This is a genomic window from Lachnoclostridium sp. An169 (genome assembly GCF_002160525.1).
In the GTDB taxonomy this organism is placed as follows: domain Bacteria; phylum Bacillota; class Clostridia; order Lachnospirales; family Lachnospiraceae; genus Mediterraneibacter; species Mediterraneibacter cottocaccae.
Genome location: NZ_NFKT01000003.1, coordinates 130,642 through 150,879 on the forward strand (window position 1 = coordinate 130,642; position 20,238 = coordinate 150,879).

The 20,238-nt window shown below is 50.8% G+C and carries 23 protein-coding genes; 17 read left to right on the forward strand and 6 right to left on the reverse strand.

All coding sequences use genetic code 11. The annotated features are described in order from the left end of the window. Window positions 1-89: 89 nt before the first annotated feature. The 6 genes from modA to B5F07_RS03490 all read left to right on the forward strand — a co-directional run bounded on the left by modA (window position 90) and on the right by B5F07_RS03490 (window position 6,118). Window positions 90-1,001, forward strand: a complete 912-nt coding sequence (gene modA, locus B5F07_RS03465; RefSeq protein ID WP_087159881.1) for a molybdate ABC transporter substrate-binding protein — start codon at window positions 90-92, stop codon at window positions 999-1,001. An 18-nt stretch (window positions 1,002-1,019) separates the two neighbouring features. Continuing rightward, complete coding sequence (gene modB / locus B5F07_RS03470) at window positions 1,020-1,724, forward strand: molybdate ABC transporter permease subunit (RefSeq protein ID WP_087159882.1); 705 nt, start codon at window positions 1,020-1,022, stop codon at window positions 1,722-1,724. A 3-nt stretch (window positions 1,725-1,727) separates the two neighbouring features. Beyond that, window positions 1,728-2,888 (forward strand): sulfate/molybdate ABC transporter ATP-binding protein, encoded by a 1,161-nt coding sequence (locus tag B5F07_RS03475; protein WP_087159883.1) that lies wholly within the window; start codon window positions 1,728-1,730, stop codon window positions 2,886-2,888. Between the two features lie 115 nt (window positions 2,889-3,003). Beyond that, window positions 3,004-4,368 carry an MATE family efflux transporter gene (locus tag B5F07_RS03480; protein WP_087159884.1) on the forward strand — a complete coding sequence of 455 codons (1,365 nt, stop codon included), beginning with the start codon at window positions 3,004-3,006 and terminating at the stop codon, window positions 4,366-4,368. Window positions 4,369-4,629: 261 nt separating this feature from the next. Beyond that, the gene (locus tag B5F07_RS03485; RefSeq protein ID WP_087159885.1) at window positions 4,630-5,478 is read left to right on the forward strand and encodes a Cna B-type domain-containing protein; all 849 of its coding nucleotides are present in this window, start codon (window positions 4,630-4,632) and stop codon (window positions 5,476-5,478) included. Beyond that, window positions 5,453-6,118, forward strand: coding sequence for a sortase (locus B5F07_RS03490; protein ID WP_242972420.1), 666 nt, complete (start codon window positions 5,453-5,455; stop codon window positions 6,116-6,118). The genes B5F07_RS03485 and B5F07_RS03490 overlap by 26 nt, the downstream gene beginning before the upstream one ends. A 70-nt stretch (window positions 6,119-6,188) precedes the next feature. Here B5F07_RS03490 and B5F07_RS03495 read toward each other — a convergent pair whose 3' ends face one another. From B5F07_RS03495 to B5F07_RS03510, 4 genes are all read right to left on the reverse strand, one after another. Beyond that, a complete protein-coding gene (locus B5F07_RS03495; RefSeq protein WP_087159886.1) occupies window positions 6,189-6,530 on the reverse strand; it encodes a hypothetical protein in 342 nt (113 codons plus the stop codon). Window positions 6,531-6,633: 103 nt separating this feature from the next. Then, complete coding sequence (locus B5F07_RS03500; RefSeq protein ID WP_087159887.1) at window positions 6,634-7,713, reverse strand: ABC transporter substrate-binding protein; 1,080 nt, start codon at window positions 7,711-7,713, stop codon at window positions 6,634-6,636. A 149-nt stretch (window positions 7,714-7,862) separates the two neighbouring features. After that, window positions 7,863-8,978, reverse strand: coding sequence for a DMT family transporter (locus tag B5F07_RS03505; RefSeq protein ID WP_087159888.1), 1,116 nt, complete (start codon window positions 8,976-8,978; stop codon window positions 7,863-7,865). A gap of 145 nt (window positions 8,979-9,123) precedes the next feature. Beyond that, a complete protein-coding gene (locus tag B5F07_RS03510) occupies window positions 9,124-9,318 on the reverse strand; it encodes a hypothetical protein (protein ID WP_330397716.1) in 195 nt (64 codons plus the stop codon). 152 nt (window positions 9,319-9,470) lie between these two features. Here B5F07_RS03510 and B5F07_RS03515 point away from each other — a divergent pair, with 152 nt between their 5' ends. Continuing rightward, complete coding sequence (locus B5F07_RS03515) at window positions 9,471-10,196, forward strand: phosphatase (RefSeq protein WP_087159890.1); 726 nt, start codon at window positions 9,471-9,473, stop codon at window positions 10,194-10,196. Between the two features lie 121 nt (window positions 10,197-10,317). Then, on the forward strand, window positions 10,318-10,620 hold the full coding sequence (locus B5F07_RS03520; RefSeq protein WP_087159891.1) for a YerC/YecD family TrpR-related protein: 303 nt from the start codon (window positions 10,318-10,320) through the stop codon (window positions 10,618-10,620). Between the two features lie 79 nt (window positions 10,621-10,699). On the opposite strand, the gene B5F07_RS03525 is transcribed toward B5F07_RS03520, so the two are convergent. Beyond that, window positions 10,700-11,329 carry a DUF1836 domain-containing protein gene (locus tag B5F07_RS03525; protein ID WP_087159892.1) on the reverse strand — a complete coding sequence of 210 codons (630 nt, stop codon included), beginning with the start codon at window positions 11,327-11,329 and terminating at the stop codon, window positions 10,700-10,702. 134 nt (window positions 11,330-11,463) lie between these two features. Between B5F07_RS03525 and pcrA the strand changes: the two genes are divergently transcribed. The 9 genes from pcrA to B5F07_RS03570 all read left to right on the forward strand — a co-directional run bounded on the left by pcrA (window position 11,464) and on the right by B5F07_RS03570 (window position 19,740). Continuing rightward, complete coding sequence (gene pcrA, locus B5F07_RS03530; RefSeq protein WP_087159893.1) at window positions 11,464-13,698, forward strand: DNA helicase PcrA; 2,235 nt, start codon at window positions 11,464-11,466, stop codon at window positions 13,696-13,698. A gap of 122 nt (window positions 13,699-13,820) precedes the next feature. Next, window positions 13,821-14,063: a hypothetical protein gene (locus tag B5F07_RS03535; RefSeq protein ID WP_087159894.1), complete on the forward strand. Its 243-nt coding sequence runs from the start codon at window positions 13,821-13,823 to the stop codon at window positions 14,061-14,063. 285 nt (window positions 14,064-14,348) lie between these two features. After that, the gene (gene rlmD / locus B5F07_RS03540) at window positions 14,349-15,800 is read left to right on the forward strand and encodes a 23S rRNA (uracil(1939)-C(5))-methyltransferase RlmD (RefSeq protein WP_087159895.1); all 1,452 of its coding nucleotides are present in this window, start codon (window positions 14,349-14,351) and stop codon (window positions 15,798-15,800) included. Window positions 15,801-16,014: 214 nt separating this feature from the next. Further along, complete coding sequence (locus tag B5F07_RS03545) at window positions 16,015-16,269, forward strand: SymE family type I addiction module toxin (RefSeq protein WP_087159896.1); 255 nt, start codon at window positions 16,015-16,017, stop codon at window positions 16,267-16,269. Beyond that, complete coding sequence (locus B5F07_RS03550; protein WP_330397717.1) at window positions 16,269-17,057, forward strand: AAA family ATPase; 789 nt, start codon at window positions 16,269-16,271, stop codon at window positions 17,055-17,057. Before B5F07_RS03545 ends, B5F07_RS03550 begins: the two co-directional genes overlap by 1 nt. Beyond that, entirely contained in the window at window positions 17,047-18,015 is a 969-nt protein-coding gene (locus B5F07_RS03555; protein ID WP_087159897.1) for a ParB N-terminal domain-containing protein, read from the forward strand. Before B5F07_RS03550 ends, B5F07_RS03555 begins: the two co-directional genes overlap by 11 nt. Next, complete coding sequence (locus B5F07_RS03560; RefSeq protein WP_087159898.1) at window positions 18,005-18,274, forward strand: hypothetical protein; 270 nt, start codon at window positions 18,005-18,007, stop codon at window positions 18,272-18,274. Before B5F07_RS03555 ends, B5F07_RS03560 begins: the two co-directional genes overlap by 11 nt. An 81-nt stretch (window positions 18,275-18,355) precedes the next feature. Beyond that, window positions 18,356-18,682 (forward strand): helix-turn-helix domain-containing protein, encoded by a 327-nt coding sequence (locus tag B5F07_RS03565; RefSeq protein WP_087159899.1) that lies wholly within the window; start codon window positions 18,356-18,358, stop codon window positions 18,680-18,682. Between the two features lie 5 nt (window positions 18,683-18,687). Beyond that, a complete protein-coding gene (locus tag B5F07_RS03570; RefSeq protein ID WP_087159900.1) occupies window positions 18,688-19,740 on the forward strand; it encodes a DNA cytosine methyltransferase in 1,053 nt (350 codons plus the stop codon). Window positions 19,741-19,763: 23 nt separating this feature from the next. Here the strand turns inward: B5F07_RS03570 and B5F07_RS03575 are convergent, their stop codons facing one another. Next, entirely contained in the window at window positions 19,764-20,237 is a 474-nt protein-coding gene (locus B5F07_RS03575) for a very short patch repair endonuclease (RefSeq protein WP_087159901.1), read from the reverse strand. Window position 20,238 lies beyond the last annotated feature (1 nt).

The window sequence follows — 20,238 nt, forward strand, 5'->3', positions numbered from 1 at the left end:
GACCGATTGTTTTTTAAAAAGTAATCGGGTATAATATGAGAAAGCAGCCACGGGGGATGAAGAAGTTTATAGCATCAGGAGGAGAGATTATGAAGAAAAAAGTTCTTGCGGCAGTGCTTGCCGCAGCAATGGTACTGGGAACAGCGGGATGCTCCGGCGGAAATGGCGGACAGGTTTCGGATGACAGCCGGAATTCGGATGACAGCCGGACGGAGGACAACAGCGGGGATGACGGGGCAGATGCAGAGGAGACCGAGATCCAGCTATTCATTGCCGCCAGCCTGAATACGGTGATGACCGAGCTCGCTGAAACGTACAATGAGGATCATCCGGAAGTGAAGATTACATACAATGCAGACAGTTCCGGTACTCTGCTCACCCAGATCGAAGAGGGGTATGAGTGCGATATCTTCTTCTCCGCAGCACAGACCCAGATGGACACTCTGGAAGAGGACGGGCTGATGGTGGAGGGAACCCGGGCGAATGTGGTCAACAACCAGGTGGTCGTCGTCACCCTTAAGGACAGTGGCACGGCAGTGACCGGACTGGAGAATCTGCAGGATGCGGAGAGCATCGCCCTGGCAGGCGGCAGTGTGCCGGTGGGGCGCTACACGAGAGTGGCGCTGGTCAATCTTGGCATCCTGCCTGAGACAGACGACCCCGCGTCCATCACGACCTCTGAGATCTCCGAGGCGCTGGGCGGCGTGGAGATCAGCGAGCAGGACAATGTGAGCAAGGTGCTGACCGCTGTTGTGGAAGGATCATGCGAGGTGGGGACCACCTACTATTCCGATACGTACGGATACGAGGATGATCTTGACATTCTCCAGACCGTCAGCTATGATCTCACGGGAAATGTCATTTACCCCATCGCCCGTGTCGTCAACGAGGAAGCAGATGATGCACAGAATGCGGCTGCGGATGATTTTCTTGCGTTTGTGCTGTCCGACGAGGCGAAAGCGGTGTTTGACTCCTATTATTTTGATACAAACGTAGAGTAAAAGAGTGGAGCGGATGATATGGATGAGATCATGCAGATTATAGAAGAACTGGACTGGAGCCCCCTGTTTATTTCCCTGAAAACGGGGGTGGTGGCGACAGTGATTTCCTTTTTCCTCGGGATTTTTGCGGCGCGGAAAGTGGTGAAGGCGTCGCCGGGAAAGAAGGCTGTCATCGATGGCATCCTGACGCTTCCCATGGTGCTTCCGCCCACGGTGGCAGGCTTTTTCCTCCTTCTGCTTTTCAGCAGGAGGAGACCCCTGGGGGAGTTCCTGTTTGACGAGTTCGGATTTAAGGTGGTCCAGACCTGGCTTGGATGTGTGATCGCTGCCACAGTGATCGCCTTTCCGCTTATGTACCGGAACGCGCGGGCAGCCATGGAGCAGATCGACGAGAATCTTGTCTATGCGGGACGGACCCTGGGAATGTCGGATATGGCGATATTCTGGAAAGTGGTCGTGCCTACGGCCGGCCCCGGGATTGCCTCCGGCACGATCCTGACATTTGCCCGGGCGCTCGGGGAATACGGGGCCACATCCATGCTGGCGGGCAACATCCCCGGAAAGACCGGGACAATCTCCCAGAAGATCGCCATGGTGATTCAGGACGGCGATTACCTGACGGCGGGAATCTGGGTGGCGGTTGTCATGGTGATCGCATTTGTGGTCATCTTTCTTATGAATCTCATCTCGGGGAAGAAGATGAAGAACGTGGGGAGGTGGTAGGCGATGGCTGTTTCGGCAGATATCTGCAAAGAACTGGACAGTTTCCGCCTGGACATCCACTTTCGGAGCAGCGCCCGCAGAATCGGGATCCTGGGGGCTTCCGGGTGCGGGAAGAGCATGACCCTCAAGAGTATCGCGGGAATTGTAACTCCGGATGAAGGACATATAGAGATCGGGGGAAGAGTCCTGTTCGACACGGGAAAGCCGGGGAAAAAGGCGGCAAAACGGGTGAATCTGAAACCCCGGATGAGAAACGTAGGTTATCTGTTCCAGAATTACGCCCTGTTTCCCACCATGACTGTGGAGCAGAATATTGCGGCGGGGCTTAAGGGCAGCAGGAGGGAGAAGGAGAAGCGGGTCCGGCAGATGGTGGAGAAGTTCCGCCTGGAAGGACTGGAAAAACGGCTTCCCGGACGGCTCTCCGGCGGGCAGCAGCAGAGAGTTGCCCTGGCGAGAATCATGGCATATGAGCCTGAGGTGATCCTGCTTGACGAGCCCTTTTCCGCCCTGGACATGTTTCTGAAAGACCAGCTTCAGCGGGAGCTGATGGAGATGCTGGAAGATTACCGGGGAACCGTGATCATGGTTTCCCACAACCGGGATGAGATCTACCGCTTCAGCGAAGAAGTGATTGTCATTGACAGCGGAAAGATCGTCGCCGCCGGCCCTACGGAGGAACTGTTCAAGAATCCCGTGAGCCGGGAGGCGGCGCGTCTGACCGGATGCAAGAACTTCTCGCGGATCGTAAGGGTGGACGCCCATACGGTGCAGGCTTCTGACTGGGGCGTGACACTGGAGCTGGACCGGGAGGTGCCGGAGGACGCATCCTGGATCGGCTACCGGGCCCATGATTTTATCCCCGTCTGGGGAGAACGGGAAAAAAACATGATCCCGTTCGACCTTGCGGACAGTGCGGCGCTCCCTTTTGAGCGGAACTATTACATCCGACCGGAGAGCGCCCGGGACGATGCGATCCGCACGGGTGTTCCCCGCGGCGATGCGATCCCCGCGGGTGCTCCACGCGGCGATGCGGTCCGTGCCAACGGTCTCCGCTCTGATGTGATCTGCTGGTTTGTGCAGAGAGAGGAGCTGCAGGTCCTGGAAGAGCGGGGCATGCCGGATTATCTCGCCTTTGACGAGGATGCGGTTCTCTTCCTGCAGTGAAACTTCCTCCGGTAAAAACGGGAAGCAGAAAAAGACGGGAAAAGGGTATTTACAGTGGGAAAAAACTGGTATATAATATGCACTCGAATGTGTTGGTAAGAAGGAGGCTTATGCTATGAAATCGGCACAGAGAGACATGACTTCAGGAAGTCCCATGAAGATTATCCTGGGGTTCACCCTTCCTATTTTTATCGGAAATGTTTTTCAGCAGTTTTACAACATGGCGGATGCGGTGATCGTGGGAAAATTCGTGGGGACGAATGCCCTTGCCGCTGTGGGGAGCACAGGCACGATCATGTTCCTGATCTACGGATTCGTAGTGGGAATGACGGCAGGATTTACGGTGCTGACGGCACAGAAATTCGGCGCGGGAGATATGAAGGCAATGCGCAGGACTGTGGCGGGGGCAGCCATTCTTTCCCTGACTGTGGGCGTGGTGCTGACCGTTCTTTTCATGGCGTTTATGAAACCACTGCTGGTGCTTATGAATACACCGGCAGATATTTTTGATGAGGCTTATGCGTATATCATGATTATCAGCGGCGGAATTCTCGCCCAGATGCTCTACAATCTTCTGGCGAGTATTCTGCGGGCTCTCGGAGACAGCAGGGTGCCGCTCTATTTCCTGATCCTGTCTGCGGTGCTCAACATCGTGCTGGACCTGGTGTTCGTCATTGCGTTTCATATGGGAGCGGCGGGAGCGGCTGTTGCCACGGTGATTTCACAGGGCGTTTCCGGGCTGCTCTGTCTGGTGTATATCGGGGCGAAAGTGCCGGTGCTGCACATGACCCGGGAGGACTGGCATCCGAAGGGGGCGCTGCTGCGGACCCAGCTTCAGATCGGGATTCCCATGGCGCTTCAGTATTCCATCACAGCCATCGGCACGATGATGGTACAGTCCTCGCTGAACATCCTGGGCTCCACACTTGTGGCGGCTTACACGGCAGCGGGAAAGATCGAGCAGGTTGTGACTCAGGCATATACCGCCATGGGAACGACGATGGCTACATACGGCGCGCAGAATATCGGAGCCGGAGACGTGCCGAGGATCCGTCAGGGATTCAAGGCGTGTACCATTCTCGGCGTGATCTATTCGGTGATCGCCGCGGCTCTTGTCATGACGGTGGGAAAATATATGACGTACCTCTTTGTCTCGGATGACGTGCAGTCGATCATGGGTTCTGTGGATATCTACCTGAAATGTGTGGGAATGTTCTTTATTCCTCTGGCGGTTGTGAATATCTACCGGAACGGAATCCAGGGACTGGGTTATGGAATCCTCCCCATGATGGCGGGAGTGGCGGAACTTGTCGGGAGAGGCGTCGTGGCGCTGATCGCGGCGGGACAGAGAAGCTATCTGGGCGTATGCATGGCAAGCCCGGCTGCCTGGGTGCTGGCAGGAGGCCTGCTGATCGTCATGTACTATTACATTATGAACCGGAGCATCAAAAAAATATTCCGGGATAAATCTCCGGAATAAACAGCAGGCGGTAAAGCCTGAATATGTAATCTTTCTTTAGGCGAAGTCCAATGACCGCACGTGCCAGCTGCCCATGCAGCCATTGTCTTCTGTTTGTATGGTTAAAGTATAGCAGTCATTTGTGAATCGCATGTGACGAGATTTGGAAGAAATTTTAAAGATTATAAAAAGACAATAAACTCCTCTGCAGACGCGGTATTTTTTCCATTGCGTCTGCGGGGGAGTTTACATATGTGACCGGAAGCTTTTTATTTCTCCGGTGTGGAGTTCCGGGGCTACAGGGTAGCGGATGTATCCGAGGCGGGGGAACTGACTCTGACCGGTGATTTCGCTGAGTATCCGCTCTCTCTGGAAGGGCTTGATAGTTCCGGATGGAGAGCACTGGCGCAGACGGCAGACGCTTATATTGCCCGCGACGGGCTGCTGCCGTTTAGTGAAGCCGGGACAGGAGAGAGCGGCGGGGCGGTGTTCGAAGGTCTGCCCGTGGGGCTTTATCTGGTTACCGGCGACAGTTATGAGAGTGAAGGGTATACGTACACTCCGGAGCCGTTTTTCATCTGCCTTCTTGACTGGGATGAGGAAGACGGACAGTGGAATTATGACATGTCTGTCTCCTGCAAATTCGACAGCAGACAGGTGCCGCCCACTGAGAATACAGTGCGCCGCAAGGTGATGAAGATCTGGAAGGACGACGGGAATGAGCAAAAACGTCCGGAAGAGATTACAGTTCAGTTGTTAAGGGATGGAACTGTGTACGATACGGTAACTCTGGATGAGAGCAACAACTGGCGTTATGAATGGACGGATCTGGATGAGGATTCCAGATGGCAGGTGGCTGAGTATGAGACGCCGGAGGATTATACGGTGTCGGTAAGCCGGGAAGGCATCACTTTTGTAATGACAAACACATATCAGCCGGATACACCGGATACACCGGATACCCCCGGGACGCCGGACACTCCGGATACTCCTGATACGCCATCGTCTCCCCGGCTTCCTCAGACCGGGATGCTCTGGTGGCCGGTTCCGCTGCTTGCCTTTGGCGGCATCCTGCTTTTCCTGATCGGATGGGGGAAACGGAGAAATGAAGATAACCGGCAGGAAGACTGAAAAGCGACCTGAAAAGAGACGTGGGAAGAGCCCCGGGATCTGGTTCATGCGGGGCGGAGTGCTGATGATCGCAGCGGCTCTTCTGCTGACCCTGTTTAATCTCTGGGATGAGTATCGCGCGGACAGGGCGGCAGAGCAGGTGCTCGAGCAGATGACGGTACTGCCGGAAAATGCGGATACGTCTGAAGAACAGGAGATTCCGGATTATCTTCTGAATCCGGATATGGAGATGCCGGCTCTGGAGATTGATGATCACGATTATATCGGCATCCTGGATATTCCTGTTCTGGAACTTACGCTTCCCGTCATGAGCGAGTGGAGTTATCCGAACCTGAAAATTGCTCCCTGCCGGTACGCCGGAACTGCATATAAGAACAATCTGGTTATTGCAGCGCACAACTACAGCACCCATTTCGGGCAAATCCGGGATCTGGCTGCGGGGGACAGGGTGACATTTACCGATGCAGACGGTAATGTATTTTCTTATACTGTGGCTGAGGTTCAGACGCTGGAACCCACGGCTGTGGAGGAGATGACAGACGGCGGCTGGGCGCTGACGCTGTTTACCTGTACATTTGGCGGGAGGAGCCGTGTGACGGTTCGGTGCGACCTGGATGAGAATGCTATCCGCAGCTATTGAAATATGGAGAAATAAAAAGACTGACAGACCGGGGATCCTGAGATTCATCCCTTCTCTGTCAGTCTTTGTTTTACCGGCTGCCCGAGCTGCCGCGCGCTGAGTAGTCCGTGCGGTTGACCGTGTGCATCATATCCTTGGATGAATTGACCCAGCGGGATTTTTCCGCCTCATAGCGCTCGAACAGCCATGCAACGGCCTGATCCATGCCCTCATCCGAGAGGGGAAATGTGGCGCTTTCTTTCTCCTCGTCCGGAGTATCTTCAAAACACCATGGTTCCGGATAGATATATACGGTAAAGGTAGTGCTGCTCTTGCCGTCGTCGCCGCGGAAATAGTAGCGCATTCCGTTGTGGCTCCCGGAAAAGGGTTCCTTTTTCAGCCCTCCGACGGGAACAAGTCTTTTGTCGATCATATGTGGTTCCTCCCTGAGATGTTCTGTATCCTATTATAGAACGGATGCGGGCAGGATACCAGAGTTTTTTGCCGGATCTGCCGTGCGGCTGACCAGAGGTTCTTTATTTTGCGGCCGCCTCGGCAAATTCTGTGGTCACAAGATCCTCGTAGGGAACCCGCTCCTCGAGCTCTCCGGCGCTTTCCAGAATATCCTGGAGCAGGTCGAAACTGCTCTCCTCAAAGATGAGGTCGCTCTTCCACGTATCCTGATTGTAGTAGCGGGTAACGATGGTGGTAATTGTCGCCAGATCGGTTTCCGGGAACTGCGGCTCGATGATCTCCGCGATTTCCTCCGGTGTGTGCGCCTGCACGTAATCCATGCCTTTCTGCAGGGCGTTGGTAAATCCCTGGATCACATCGGGATTCTCTTCGATATAGCTCTGCTTTGCGCTGAACGCCGTGTAGGGGACATAGCCGCTGTCCTCGCCCAGGGACGCCACTACATAGCCTTTGCCCTCGGATTCCAGGGATGTGGCCCCAGGCTCGAACTCTACAGTGAAGTCGCCCTGATTTTCAGCAAATGCGGCTGCCGTGGAGCCGAAATCGATGTTCTGGTTGATCTCCAGATCGGTTCCCGGGTCGATGCCGTTCTGCTTCAGAATATACTCGAATACCATTTCCGGCATGCCGCCTTTTCGTCCCCCAAGCACAAGATGGCCTTTTAAGTCTTCCCATTTGAAATCCGGCATCTCCTCACGGGCTACGAGGAAGTTACCGGCACGCTGGGTGAGCTGTGCAAAATTCACCACATAGTCGGTGGCTCCTTCCGCATAGGTGTAGATGGACGCCTCGGAGCCCATGAAGCCGATCTCAGCTTCGCCGGAGATTACGGCGGTCATGGTCTTGTCGGCCCCGAATCCGCACACGAGATCAAGTGCAATTCCCTCATCCTCAAAATATCCTTCCTCGATTGCCACATACATGGGTGCATAAAAGATGGAGTGAGCCACCTCGTTTAAAGTTACCTCGGTAAGTTCTTTTTCTGTTTTGTCAGCCTCTTCCCGGTTTTCATCTGCAGTCTGCTCTGTCTGTGCGAGGTCAGTATTTTCACTGTCCTTTCCGTCGCTGCCCGCAGAACAGCCGGTAAAGAGAGAAAAGGAGAGTGCAGCGGCAAGCAGAATACCTGTGATACGCTTTTTCATAGAATCCTCCAGTCTGTTTTCAAGATTACGTAGTATTATATGAGAAGAGAGAACAGATGGTTCACGAAAAAAGGAACGGCGCAGGAGATATGCACCGTTCCATAAAGTATTCTGATTCAGTTACCTCTGCGGAGGATCAGTCCGTCAGATTATTCGTCAGCGTAATCATCCTCAAAAGGATCTTCGTAATCCTCGTCATCGTCATACTCATCGTATCCGCCCCTTGAAGTAATCGCAAGGATCAGCGAGATCAGTGCGAGAACTGCGGATGCAATAGCGCTGATGAGAAGCTGGATATCGGAGCCTCTCATGAGGAAAGCATATGCCGCGCTTCCCAGATATACGATCATGGGAAGAAGGAAAGCAAAGATGGTATTCTTCTTCTGAAGAATGAGGTACAGCAGTGCAGATACCAGCATGCACACGGCAAGAATGATGTAGACCATTCCGGCGTTGGAGTCATCGCCTGCGGAGACGCTGCTGAGCCCTGTCGTAAAGCCTCTGTATGCAAAGAACGCGAAGCCTGCCAGCGAAATGACTGCAAGGATGATGCGTGCTGCCCGGAATCTTGGCACATCATCATAGTAGTCCTCCTCGTATTCGTCAGTCTCCTCCACGGGCGGTTCCGGCACTTTGCGGGAAGTCCTGGCGTCTGTCTCTGCCTTTTTCTTTTTCGAAGACTTGTGATCCGGATCTGTGGATAACATCTCTTCATATCCCTTACGCACAGCTTTTTCACTCTTTGTGCGCTGCTTCTGGGAAGGAATATTTCCGTAGCGCTTCTCGTCTTCCGAAGCCTCATGCTGTTCCGAAGCAGGTTTCTTTTTAGTGGTCTTCTTATGAGCAGGAGTATCTGTGTCTGCAGGTGCCGCCTTTTTTGCAGCGGTTTTTGCTGCAGGCTTTGCAGCGGTTTTTGCCGCCGGTTTCTCAGCTGGCTTTGCAGCGGGTTTCGCCGCTGGCTTTGCTGCGGGTTTTTCAGCGGGTTTCGCCGCCTGCTTTTCAGCTGGCTTTGCCGTTGGTTTTGCCGCCGGTTTCTCAGCGGGTTTCGCTGCCGGTTTTGCAGCAGATGCGGCTGCCGGCTTCTCCCCCTGCTTTGCAGCAGCCTTTTTGGCAGCCATTTTTTTCGCACGCTGTTTATCCAGATTCCACTGTTTTTTACAGTCACGGCAGATTGCATATTCATTAAAGATTGGATCACCGTTTTCATTGGTGCCAATCTGTTTCTTGCGCAGTTCAAGGTCTTTTCCACATATTGGACACTTCATAATATCTGTACTCCTCTCTCGTATAAGGCCAAAATTTACAACATACCTATTATAGCATTTTGAAGTGTCGAGAACAATGGAAAATTGCAACATTTCGTCGTTTTAAGAGAGGTTTTCCCTGTTGATTTTCGACAGTGCGGGGCGCTTACTTTTCCTTTTCCGGCGTTTCCGAGGAAGGCGGACGGAAGGTGTAGAGGTCTTTGTATGATTCCAGTTCCGCTTCAGTCTCGGGGAGGGAGGGGATCAGCCCGGTAAAATCAGTTGCAGAAGCTGCATTGGAGAGATAATCGCAGCTGTCGATCAGTTCCTGGTTTGTCTTCTTTTTCTTCATGTTCTTCATGTTTGTCACCTCGGTTATGGATTTGTTCTGAGAACAGTATGTCCGTTCCGGGATGTTTTATGAACAGATGCCGGACTTTCCCGAAAAGAAAAATCGTGCTATAATAAGCCGGCAGTGATGATATGCTGAGTAATTGAGGAGGAAACAGAGATATGATATTTAAAGTAGATACACATTCCCATACACTGGCCAGCGGCCATGCATACAATACCATGCGGGAGATGGCGGAGGCTGCGGCTGCGAAGGGACTTCAGGCGCTTGCGATCACGGAGCACGCGCCCGAGATGCCGGGAACCTGCGGGCTGTTTTATTTTCAGAATCTGGATGTAGTACCAAGAGAGATGTGCGGAATCCGGCTTCTGCTCGGGGCGGAAGTCAATATCATGGATCCTGACGGGAACATCGATCTGCCGGAAAAGACATGCCGTGATCTGGATATTGTGGTCGCGAGCATCCATCCGCCGTGCTATGGGCTGGGGCATACGGCTGAGGAGAATACAAGGGCATATGTGGAGACGATGAAGAAGCCCTATGTCAATATTATCGGACATCCGGATGACGGAAGATTCCCTTTTGACTATGAGGTGCTTGTGAAGACGGCGAAAGAGACGCACACGCTTCTGGAGCTCAATAACTCGTCGCTTCGTCCCCAGAGCAGCAGGAAAGGGACGCGGGAGAACATGCTGACCATGCTGGATCTTTGCAGACAGTATGAGGTCCCTGTGACGACGGGAAGCGATGCCCACGTTTATGCGGATGCGGGAAATTTCTCCCGGGTGGAGGAAGTGCTGAAATACTGCGCTTTTCCCGAAGAACTGGTTGTGACGACGGATCCGGAGAAACTTCTTCCTTTTCTAAATCTCTATAAATCGTTATAAAATGATAGACTTTACAAATTTAGTGTGCTAAAATGTAACGGTAGCCTGGCAGGAAAAATGTGCCGGCTGCCGTTTTTATTATTTAAGAGAGCAGCTTGACTGAAAAGGAGTTTGATAGATTATGAGTAAAAAAATCAGAACAGAGGCAGTAGATTATCTTTTTAGCGCGATTCTCAGCCTGAAAAATAAAGAGGAGTGCTATATATTTTTTGAAGATATCTGCACGATCAATGAACTTCTCTCATTGTCGCAGAGATTTGAGGTGGCAAGGATGCTCCGGGAACAGAAGACATATCTGGAAATTGCGGAGAAGACCGGCGCTTCGACGGCGACGATCAGCAGGGTAAACCGCTCTCTGAATTATGGGAATGACGGGTATGACATGGTCTTTGAACGGCTCGACCATAAGGAGGAACAGGAATAGAGATCAGAAAAATCAGGCGCGGCTCTGTATACTGAGCCGCGCCTGTTTCATGAAAATATGCTGTCATGAAAATATGATGTCAGTCTTTCGGTTTCCTGTTTGATCCCTTCGCTTTTTCCTGCGCTGTAAATTCATCGATCATTTTTTCGATAATCGCTTTTTTCAGATACACGTCAAAGCTGAGGCTGCAGATAAAAGCGAACATCTTCAGCTCTTCGCGGTCCTCTCCGTCGGGAACGTTTTCAAAGGAAGAAACAGCAGATTCATACGTTGACCGGATCTCTTCCTTGAGCGGTTCGACCCGGGCTTTTTCCATACGGCAGATTTCCTCATAGATTTCCGCCAGTTCAATGCTTCCTTCCCCGGAAAAGTATTTGTCCCTGAGGGGCTTTAGCACGGTCTCGATATCTTTGATGGAAAGAATATTTTTAAAGTAGTAGATAAAGATAAGAAACAGTACATGTTCCCGGGAGTATTTTTTCTTCACCGGAGGGGGAAGAAGATTGTTCTTTGCATAATTGTTGATCATGGTTTTGGTCAGTATCTTGTCGTCCGCATATCTTCTGGTGGAGGAGAGCTCTTTATCCATAAATGTAGTGACCTGATCCATATACAGATCGATGTTCGGGATCTCCCCCGGGCGGATATAATCAACGCGTGAAAGGCTTCCAAGAATACTGTTCAGAATATCATTTGTATCAATTGTCATATTATCACCCCGATGTATTTATTATATAGTAATAAAAACCAGATGGCAAGCCGAAAATAAGGTTGACAATCGGGAATGTGTGTTCGATAATGATAGTTACAGTTTGCGCAAAAATGACAGAACAGGAGAGAGTTATGAGTATTTATGATAAACTGAATGAACCTCAGAGAGAAGCGGTATTTCACACGGACGGCCCCCTTCTGATCCTGGCGGGGGCCGGCTCGGGAAAGACCAGGGTGCTGACTCACCGGATCGCTTATCTGATTGAGGAGCGGGGCGTGAATCCCTGGAATATCCTTGCCATCACTTTTACAAATAAGGCGGCAGGGGAGATGCGCCAGAGGGTGGACAGCCTGGTGGGATTCGGCTCCGAGAGTATCTGGGTGAGCACGTTCCACTCTATGTGCGTCAGGATCCTGCGCCGGTTTATCGACAGACTGGGATATGACAACCGTTTTACCATCTATGATACGGACGATCAGAAAACGCTGATGCGCGAGGTCTGCCGCAAGGTCGATATCGATACGAAACGGATCCGGGAGCGGGCCATTCTTGCCGAGATCTCTTCGGCAAAAAACGAACTGGTTACGCCGGAGGAGTATGAACTGAATGCAGGGGGCGATTTATCAAAGCAGAAGCTGGCGAAGGCCTACCGTGAGTACGAGGCACAGCTGAAGTCCAACAATGCCCTGGATTTTGACGATCTCCTTGTAAAGACCGTGCAGCTCTTCCAGACCCAGCCGGATGTGCTGGAGAATTACCAGGAGCGGTTCCGGTATATTATGGTAGATGAGTATCAGGATACGAACACGGTGCAGTTCCAGCTTGTGAGGCTTCTGGCGGGAAAATACAGAAACCTCTGCGTGGTGGGCGATGACGACCAGTCCATTTACAAATTCCGGGGAGCGAATATCAGGAACATCCTTGATTTTGAGAAGGAGTTCCCGGATGCGTATGTGGTCAAACTGGAGCAGAACTACCGTTCCACGGGAAATATTCTTGAGGCGGCGAACAGCGTGATCCGAAACAATACCGGGCGGAAGGACAAGACGCTGTGGACGGCGAACGGGGAGGGCGACAAGATCCATCTCCGTCAGTTCGACACGGCTTACGATGAGGCGGATTTTATCGCGGAAGATATACAGAGACAGGTACGGGATGGCGCGTCTTATAACGACAACGCGGTGCTCTACCGGACCAATGCCCAGTCCCGTCTCTTTGAGGAGAAATTTGTCGCCATGAATATTCCCTACAAGATCGTGGGCGGCATCAATTTCTATGCGCGCAGGGAGATCAAGGATCTTCTGGCATACCTGAAAACCATAGACAACGGGCGGGATGATCTGGCGGTGCGCAGGATCATCAATGTTCCCAAGCGGGGAATCGGGCTGACTACGGTGAACCGGATCCAGGAGTCTGCGGATGAGAGGGGCATCAGCTTTTACGAGGCGCTGATGGCGCCGGACTTGATCCCGGGAATCGGGCGCAGCGCGTCCAAATTGGACTCCTTTGCCGCGCTGATCGAATATTTTAAGGGACAGGCAGCAGGGGAGAGCATTACCGATCTTCTGAAGGAAGTGATCGAAAAGACCGGTTATGTGCAGGAGCTGGAAGCAGATGACAAGGAGGATGCGGAGGCGAGAATCCAGAATATCGATGAGCTCCTGAACAAGGCTGCGGCTTATGAGGAATCCTGTGCGGACCGGAACGAGGAGGCGTCTCTTGCCGGATTCCTGGAGGAGGTTGCCCTGGTGGCAGATATCGACAGCCTTGACGAAAGCCAGGATTATGTGGTGCTTATGACTCTGCACAGTGCGAAGGGACTGGAGTTCCCCCATGTCTATCTGGCAGGTATGGAGGATGGACTGTTCCCGAGCTATATGACGATTATGGCGGATGACGGCGAAGAACTGGAGGAAGAGCGGAGGCTCTGCTATGTGGGAATCACCCGGGCGGAACAGGAACTTACCCTCAGCTGTGCGAGAAAGCGCATGGTGCGGGGCGAGACCCAGTACAATAAAATGTCCCGCTTTATCAAGGAAATCCCCATGGAACTGATCGAGACCGGACATCGGAAGATCGAAAAGGATACGGAGATCCCCGTGCAGAATACATACGCCCAGGCGAAACAGGCATTCCGCGCAGTGCCTTTTTCCGCTCTGCAGAAAGGCAGCCAGCTCCGGGCGGAAAAGGGAGGTTCTCTCCCGTATCAGGTGGGCGACCGGGTTCGCCATGTGAAATTCGGGGAAGGCACCGTTCAGGATATCCGCGAGGGCGGCAGGGATTACGAAGTAACGGTTGATTTTGACAACGCCGGAGTGCGGAAGATGTTTGCCGCGTTTGCAAGACTGGTTAAGGTGGAACCTTAAGAAATGCACATCTTAAGATTGTTCTTAAGATTTTCAATAGAAATTAGTAGTAATCTGAAAATGATAGTGGTATAATAACAGAAAGCAAACGCCGTTTTGGGACGGGGAAAGGACGTGTAGACATGAACAAAAAAATAGAAGACATGATTGCTGAATCAAAACTCAAAGAGATACTGCACAGAAATGAAGAAGAGAAGCAGAAAAACATGATTATCTGGATCCTTGCCATCATCGGTGCCGTGGCAGCAGTTGCAGCCATCGCTTATGCGGTATACCGCTTCTTTACACCGGATTATCTGGAAGATTTTGAAGACGATTTCGATGATGATTTTGACGATTATTTCAGCGAGGACGACCAGGTATAAGAGTTCCGGCGTGCATTAGAGTTTCGGCATGCGGGCAGGATATCCGGCAGGCTGAGATGGATGTCCGGGAAAAATGTGTATGGATATGTGAACAGGATTCAGGCAGGATGTGGTTGATGACACTGCATCCTGCCTGTTTTGTCCGGTATTTTAATCCGGTAATTAAATTCGGTATTTAAAGAGGAAACGATTGTCCGGACAGAAAGTCCGAAGGACCGTGCAGAAGGTCCGAAGGTCGGGGCAGGTGCGGACAATAATGAGAAATTAAAGAATGTGGAGGCGAAGATGAAAAAGGGACAGATTTTTGATGAGGTGATCGAGCGTGTCGATTTCCCGAACAAGGGGATCGTGTATGTGGCAGAAGAGGACAGATATGTGACTGTCAAGAATGGGATCCCCGGCCAGAGAGTGAGATTTGCGGTGAATAAGTTCAAACACGGAAATGCAGAAGGAAGGCTTCTGGAAGTCCTGGAGAAATCCCCTCTTGAGACCCGGAAGCCTCTCTGCAGTATTTTCCCTGCCTGCGGGGGCTGTATGTACCAGACCATGGCTTATGAGGCTCAGGTTCAGATGAAGGAAGAACAGATCCGCAGGATCATGGACCGGGCGGTGCAGGGAGAGTACCGTTTTGAAGGGGTAAAGCCTGCGCCGGAGGAGTTCGGATACCGCAATAAGATGGAATTCTCCTTTGGCGATGAATATAAGGACGGTCCCCTTTCCCTGGGACTGCACAAGAAAGGAAGCACTTACGACGTGCTGACCGCCGGGGACTGCTGCCTGGTTCACCGGGATATGAACCGTATCCTGCTCTGTGTGCTGGAATATTTCCGGGAGAGGAAAGCAGGCTATTACCGGAAAATGCAGCACACGGGATATCTGCGCCACCTTCTTTTAAGACGGGGAAAGGCCACCGGGGAGATCCTGGTAAATCTTGTGACCACAAGCCAGGAGGAACATGACCTGACAGAGTTGGTAGAACAGCTCCTCGCTCTGCCGCTGGAAGGCAGAATCGTGGGGATTCTGCACATTATCAACGATTCCCTGTCTGATGTGGTGAAGAGCGATGAGACGAGGATTCTCTACGGCCAGGATTACTTCTATGATAAGCTGCTCGGTCTGGAGTTCAAGATCACGCCTTTCTCATTCTTTCAGCCGAACACCCAGGGAGCGGAGGTGCTCTACAAGACCGTGCGGGAGTACATCGGAGATATCCACGATATGACGGTCTTCGACCTGTTCAGCGGAACCGGAACCATCAGCCAGGTGCTTGCTCCTGTGGCGAAGCAGGTGGTGGGTGTGGAGATTGTCGAGGAAGCGGTGGAAGCTGCAAAAGAAAATGCCGCAAGAAATGGAATTTCCAACTGTAAATTCATAGCAGGCGATGTATTTCAGGTGCTCGATGAGATCCGGGAGAAGCCCGATGTAATCGTCCTTGACCCGCCCCGGGACGGAATCCATCCGAAGGCGCTTCCGAAGATCCTGGATTACGGCGTGGAGCGGATCGTGTATATCTCGTGTAAGATGACAAGCCTGGCAAGGGATCTGGAGATGATCCAGGCGAGAGGGTACCGGGTGGAACGGATGACGGCGGTGGATCAGTTCTGTCAGACGGTGCATACAGAGACTGTGTGCCTCTTGAGCAACCGAAAACCAAAGCCTGACACTCATGTGGATCTGACCCTGGATATGGAAGACTATTACAGGATCAAGGATCAGGAGAAACAGTCAAATAGATAATACACAGAACTTAAATCGGCAGCTGCTGATGCGTGAATGCATTGGCAGCTGCTTTTTGCTGTGAACACTTAGCGAAGCGAAGCCGAGGTTAGTTGAGCGATGTTTCCGGCAGAAGGATTTAAGGGAGGTGGTGCCGTTGGACTAACGGCCGACAACTGGAAGACAAAGGCATTTCTAAAGTAAATATTCATTTACGGTTTAAGGAGGCACATCTATGGCTATGAAAAAATTCAGAAATATGAAAGTCTATGAGCAGAGCGGATATCAGTATAAATCCACACCGGCCATCATGCTGAAAGGGCAGTGGCTCCGTGAAGCTGGATTTGACTGCGGGACATCCATTACTGTTACTTGTGAGGAGGGGCGTCTGGTGATCGTTCCTAGAGAAGAAGCAAGCTATGTGGATGCTTTTGAGGAAAGCGGCAGGGAAACGGCGGATAAGGTCGCGGAAAAGAAAGGACGGTATTGATGATGGGAAAGATTTACGTTATCGGATCACAGAAAGGCGGGGTGGGGAAAACCACCTCCACCCTGAACCTTGCATACGCGCTGCGGAAACAGGGAAAGAAAGTGCTGGCTGTAGATTTTGACAGCCAGGCGAATCTGACGGCCTGTTATGGGATTGAAAATACAGGGGAACTGGAAAATACCATCGGTCATCTGATGATGGCAGCGATAGAGGATGAAAAACTTCCGGCCATGAAGAAGTGCATCCGGACAGAGGACGGCGTAGATTTTATTCCTTCTTCTATTTATCTGTCTGTGGCGGACGCAAAGCTGCGGCTGGAAATGGGAGCGGAAAAGATCCTGTCGGAGATCCTGGATCCACTCAGGGAGAAATATGATTATATTCTGATTGATACCTGCCCTTCGCTGGGAATGCTGACCATCAATGCGCTTGCGGCGGCTGATGAGGTCATTATCGCGGTGAATCCGCAGCTTTTGGCGATGATGGGACTGCAGGACTATCTGCGGACGGTGACGAAGATCCGGCGCCGGATCAATCCCAAACTCAAGATCGCGGGTATCCTGATGACCATGTGCGAGGCGAGGACGAACCTGTGCAGGACATTGACGGAGCAGGTGACAGAGAGTTTCCAGGGGCAGATCCGGATATTTGATACGAGGATCCCCCATACCGTGAAGGTGGGGGAAAGCATTTATTACAGCATGCCAGTGGAACGGTACAGCCCGAAGGCAAGCGCAGGCATTGCTTACAGAAAATTTGCGGAGGAGTTGATTTCTATTGAAAGCTAATGGGGCAAAGAGAAAAATTTTTAATGACGCGATCGATTTGCTGGATCGGATGGAAGAAGCCGCGGCGGTTCCGGAGAATGCGGTCCGGATGCTGCCGGCAGAGAGTATCCGCCCGTTTCGCGGCCATCCCTTTCGGATGTATGAAGGGGAGCGGCTGGAAGACATGATCCAAAGCATCCGGGAACATGGAGTTTTAAATCCGGTGATCGTCCGGAAACAGGAAGACGGGTATGAGATGCTCTCCGGCCATAACCGGCAGAGGGCGGCGATGCTGGCGGGGCTTGACAAAATTCCTGCCATTGTAAAAGAAAACCTTTCAGATGAAGACGCGATTGTCTATGTGATTGAAACAAATATGATTCAGCGGTCTTTTTCGGAACTGCTTCCGTCAGAAAAAGCGGCTGTTCTGACGGTGAGGTATGAAAAAATCAGCAGTCAAGGCAAGCGCAATGATATCCTTCAGGAGATTGCGGCTCTGAATGGACAGGAAGGAACTTGTGGACATGATGTCCACAAGTTCAGGAGCCGGGATGAACTGGGAAACGAGTACGGCATGACGGGAAGGAATATCGCAAGATATATGAGGGTGGATAAGCTGATCCCTGAATTTAAAGAGGAACTGGATAATGGCGCATTGTCCCTGGTGGCAGCTGTGGATCTGTCTTATTTATCGGAGAAAGAGCAGAAGGCTGTGGCGGCCGCGGCGTCAGAGGATAAGGTGAAGCTGAATCCGAAAAATGCGGCGGCGATCAGGGCGGAGTCTGGAAATATTACGCAGAAGAGTATCCGGGAAATAGCGGCGGCCAGACACAAGAAAAAGGAGACGGTTAATATTAAGCTGCCGACAGCAGTGTACCAAAAGTATTTTGCAGACCGGGAGACAGCAGAGGCGGCAGATATTGTGGAAAGGGCTCTGGAAGCGTGGTTCCGAAGGGAGGCGCCGGATATTGTTCAGTAAAGAAGAATTGAAAAGCCTGGATAGGAAATATTTTGCTGTCATTGCGGCGGATGAATATGATGTAACGGTAATGTCCCGGAATACGGGGCATTACTGGTACATCCACAACCCGGAGTATCCGGGGAAAGGCAGCTGTATTATCTTTCATAAGCATAAGGCATCACATCCGTATCACCAGCATGGTAGGGCTGGTACACTGCGACAGGCGGTGCAGAGGATTAAGGGACATGATAAGTGGCAGATGAATGGAAGAATCTGATTGCTGCGAAAACGCAGCGAAAAATAAAAATATACTTGACATTTCGCAGCGGAAAATTTATAATAATTTAGAGGTGGTACTATGCAGAATTTGGGAGAGCATTTGAAACGGCTTCGCAATGATATGGGGCTGAGCTTGTATAAGGTTTATCAGCAGACAGGGATAACGGACTCAAGATTATCTAAGGCAGAAAATGGAGCTTGGAGCAATTTGAAGCTATCTGAGCTGAAAAAGCTTGCAGTTCTTTATGAAGCACCCATAATCCCTATGTGCCTTATGGCTGGAATGTTCGATGTGTCTGATATTGAAGAGTATCACTCAGGGTTTAAAAATGTTGCTTTGCTGGATGATGAAGATAAACAGCATATTCAGTCAGAGATCGACTACATCTTAAAAAAGAAAGGATGATAGATATGATTTTTCATCTTGGAGAATTGTTCTGCGGTCCTGGCGGAATTGGCTGGGGAGCCACACACGCAGACATAAATGACCCGGAATATGGAATTGTACATGAGTGGGCTAATGATTATGATGAAGACACTTGTGAGACCTACCGCCATAATATATGTCCTGATGATCCGGATTCTGTTTATCACGGAGACATCAGAACCTTTGATATGGATCAGCTTGATCCGATCGATGCACTTGCCTTTGGGTTCCCGTGCAACGATTACAGTGTAGTGGGCGAGCAGAAGGGCATGGATGGAACTTTTGGACCTCTGTACACATATGGAGTAAAAGCACTGAAAAAGTTTAGACCGCAGTGGTTTTTGGCTGAAAATGTTGGCGGGCTTAGAAGTGCTAATGAGGGAAAGGCACTTAAGAAGATCCTATCAGAACTGGAAGGTGCAGGATATAAGATAACGCCTCATTTGTATAAGTTTGAAGAATATGGCATACCGCAGGCGAGACATCGTTTGATTATTATTGGGATAAGAAACGATATTGACATTGAATTTAAAGTTCCGTCTCCTGCACCTTATGCTGGAATAGATAATACATGCAGAAATGCAATAGAGAATCCGCCTATTCCTGCCGATGCATTTAATAATGAGCCGACAAGACAGTCAAAGCAGGTTGTTGAAAGGCTTAAGCATATACTTCCCGGGCAGAATGCTTTTACGGCTGATTTGCCGGATGAGTTGAAACTTAATATCAAAGGCGCAAAAATAAGTCAAATATATAAAAGACTTGATCCGGATAAGCCGTCATATACAGTGACTGGAAGCGGCGGCGGAGGAACGCATATTTATCATTGGGAAGAACCCAGGGCTTTAACGAATAGAGAGCGTGCAAGGCTTCAGACATTCCCGGATGACTTTGAGTTTTTGGGAAGTAAGGAAAGTGTACGCAAGCAGATTGGAATGGCTGTTCCCTGCCGAGGAGCAAAGATAATATTTGAAGCTTTGCTCAAATGTTTTGCAGGCATTGAATATGAGTCAGTAGAAGCAAGTATCAATGAATAATGTAGCGACCAGCTGAAGATGGTTCAGCTGGTCGTTTCCTTGTGGGACGAACTCTTGTCTCTTTCATTATATTTTGGGGGTAGGTTGCCCAGGATTTCCTTTTCAACACGTTCCATAGTGTCTTTAAGAACTTTTTTCTTTAATTCACATTCCCATACAACGATGACATTCCAGCCCATGGCTGAAAGCGCAGCTTGATTGGCTTTATCTCGTTCGACATTTCTTTGAATCTTTGGAATCCAATAACCGGTATTAGAGGATGGCCATACGAAACGAGGGCAATCGTGCTTATGCCAGAAACATCCGTTTACAAAGATTACGGTCTTATATTTCGGAAGGACAATGTCGGGTTTCCCGGGTAATGTCTTCACATTTTTTCTATAGCGGAAGCCATGAGAAAACAGAATTTTTCTTACTGTTTCCTCTGGCTTTGAGTTCGTGCTTCGAATGTGAGACATGTTGCGGCTTCTTGCTTCTTTTGTATGATTATCAGCCATA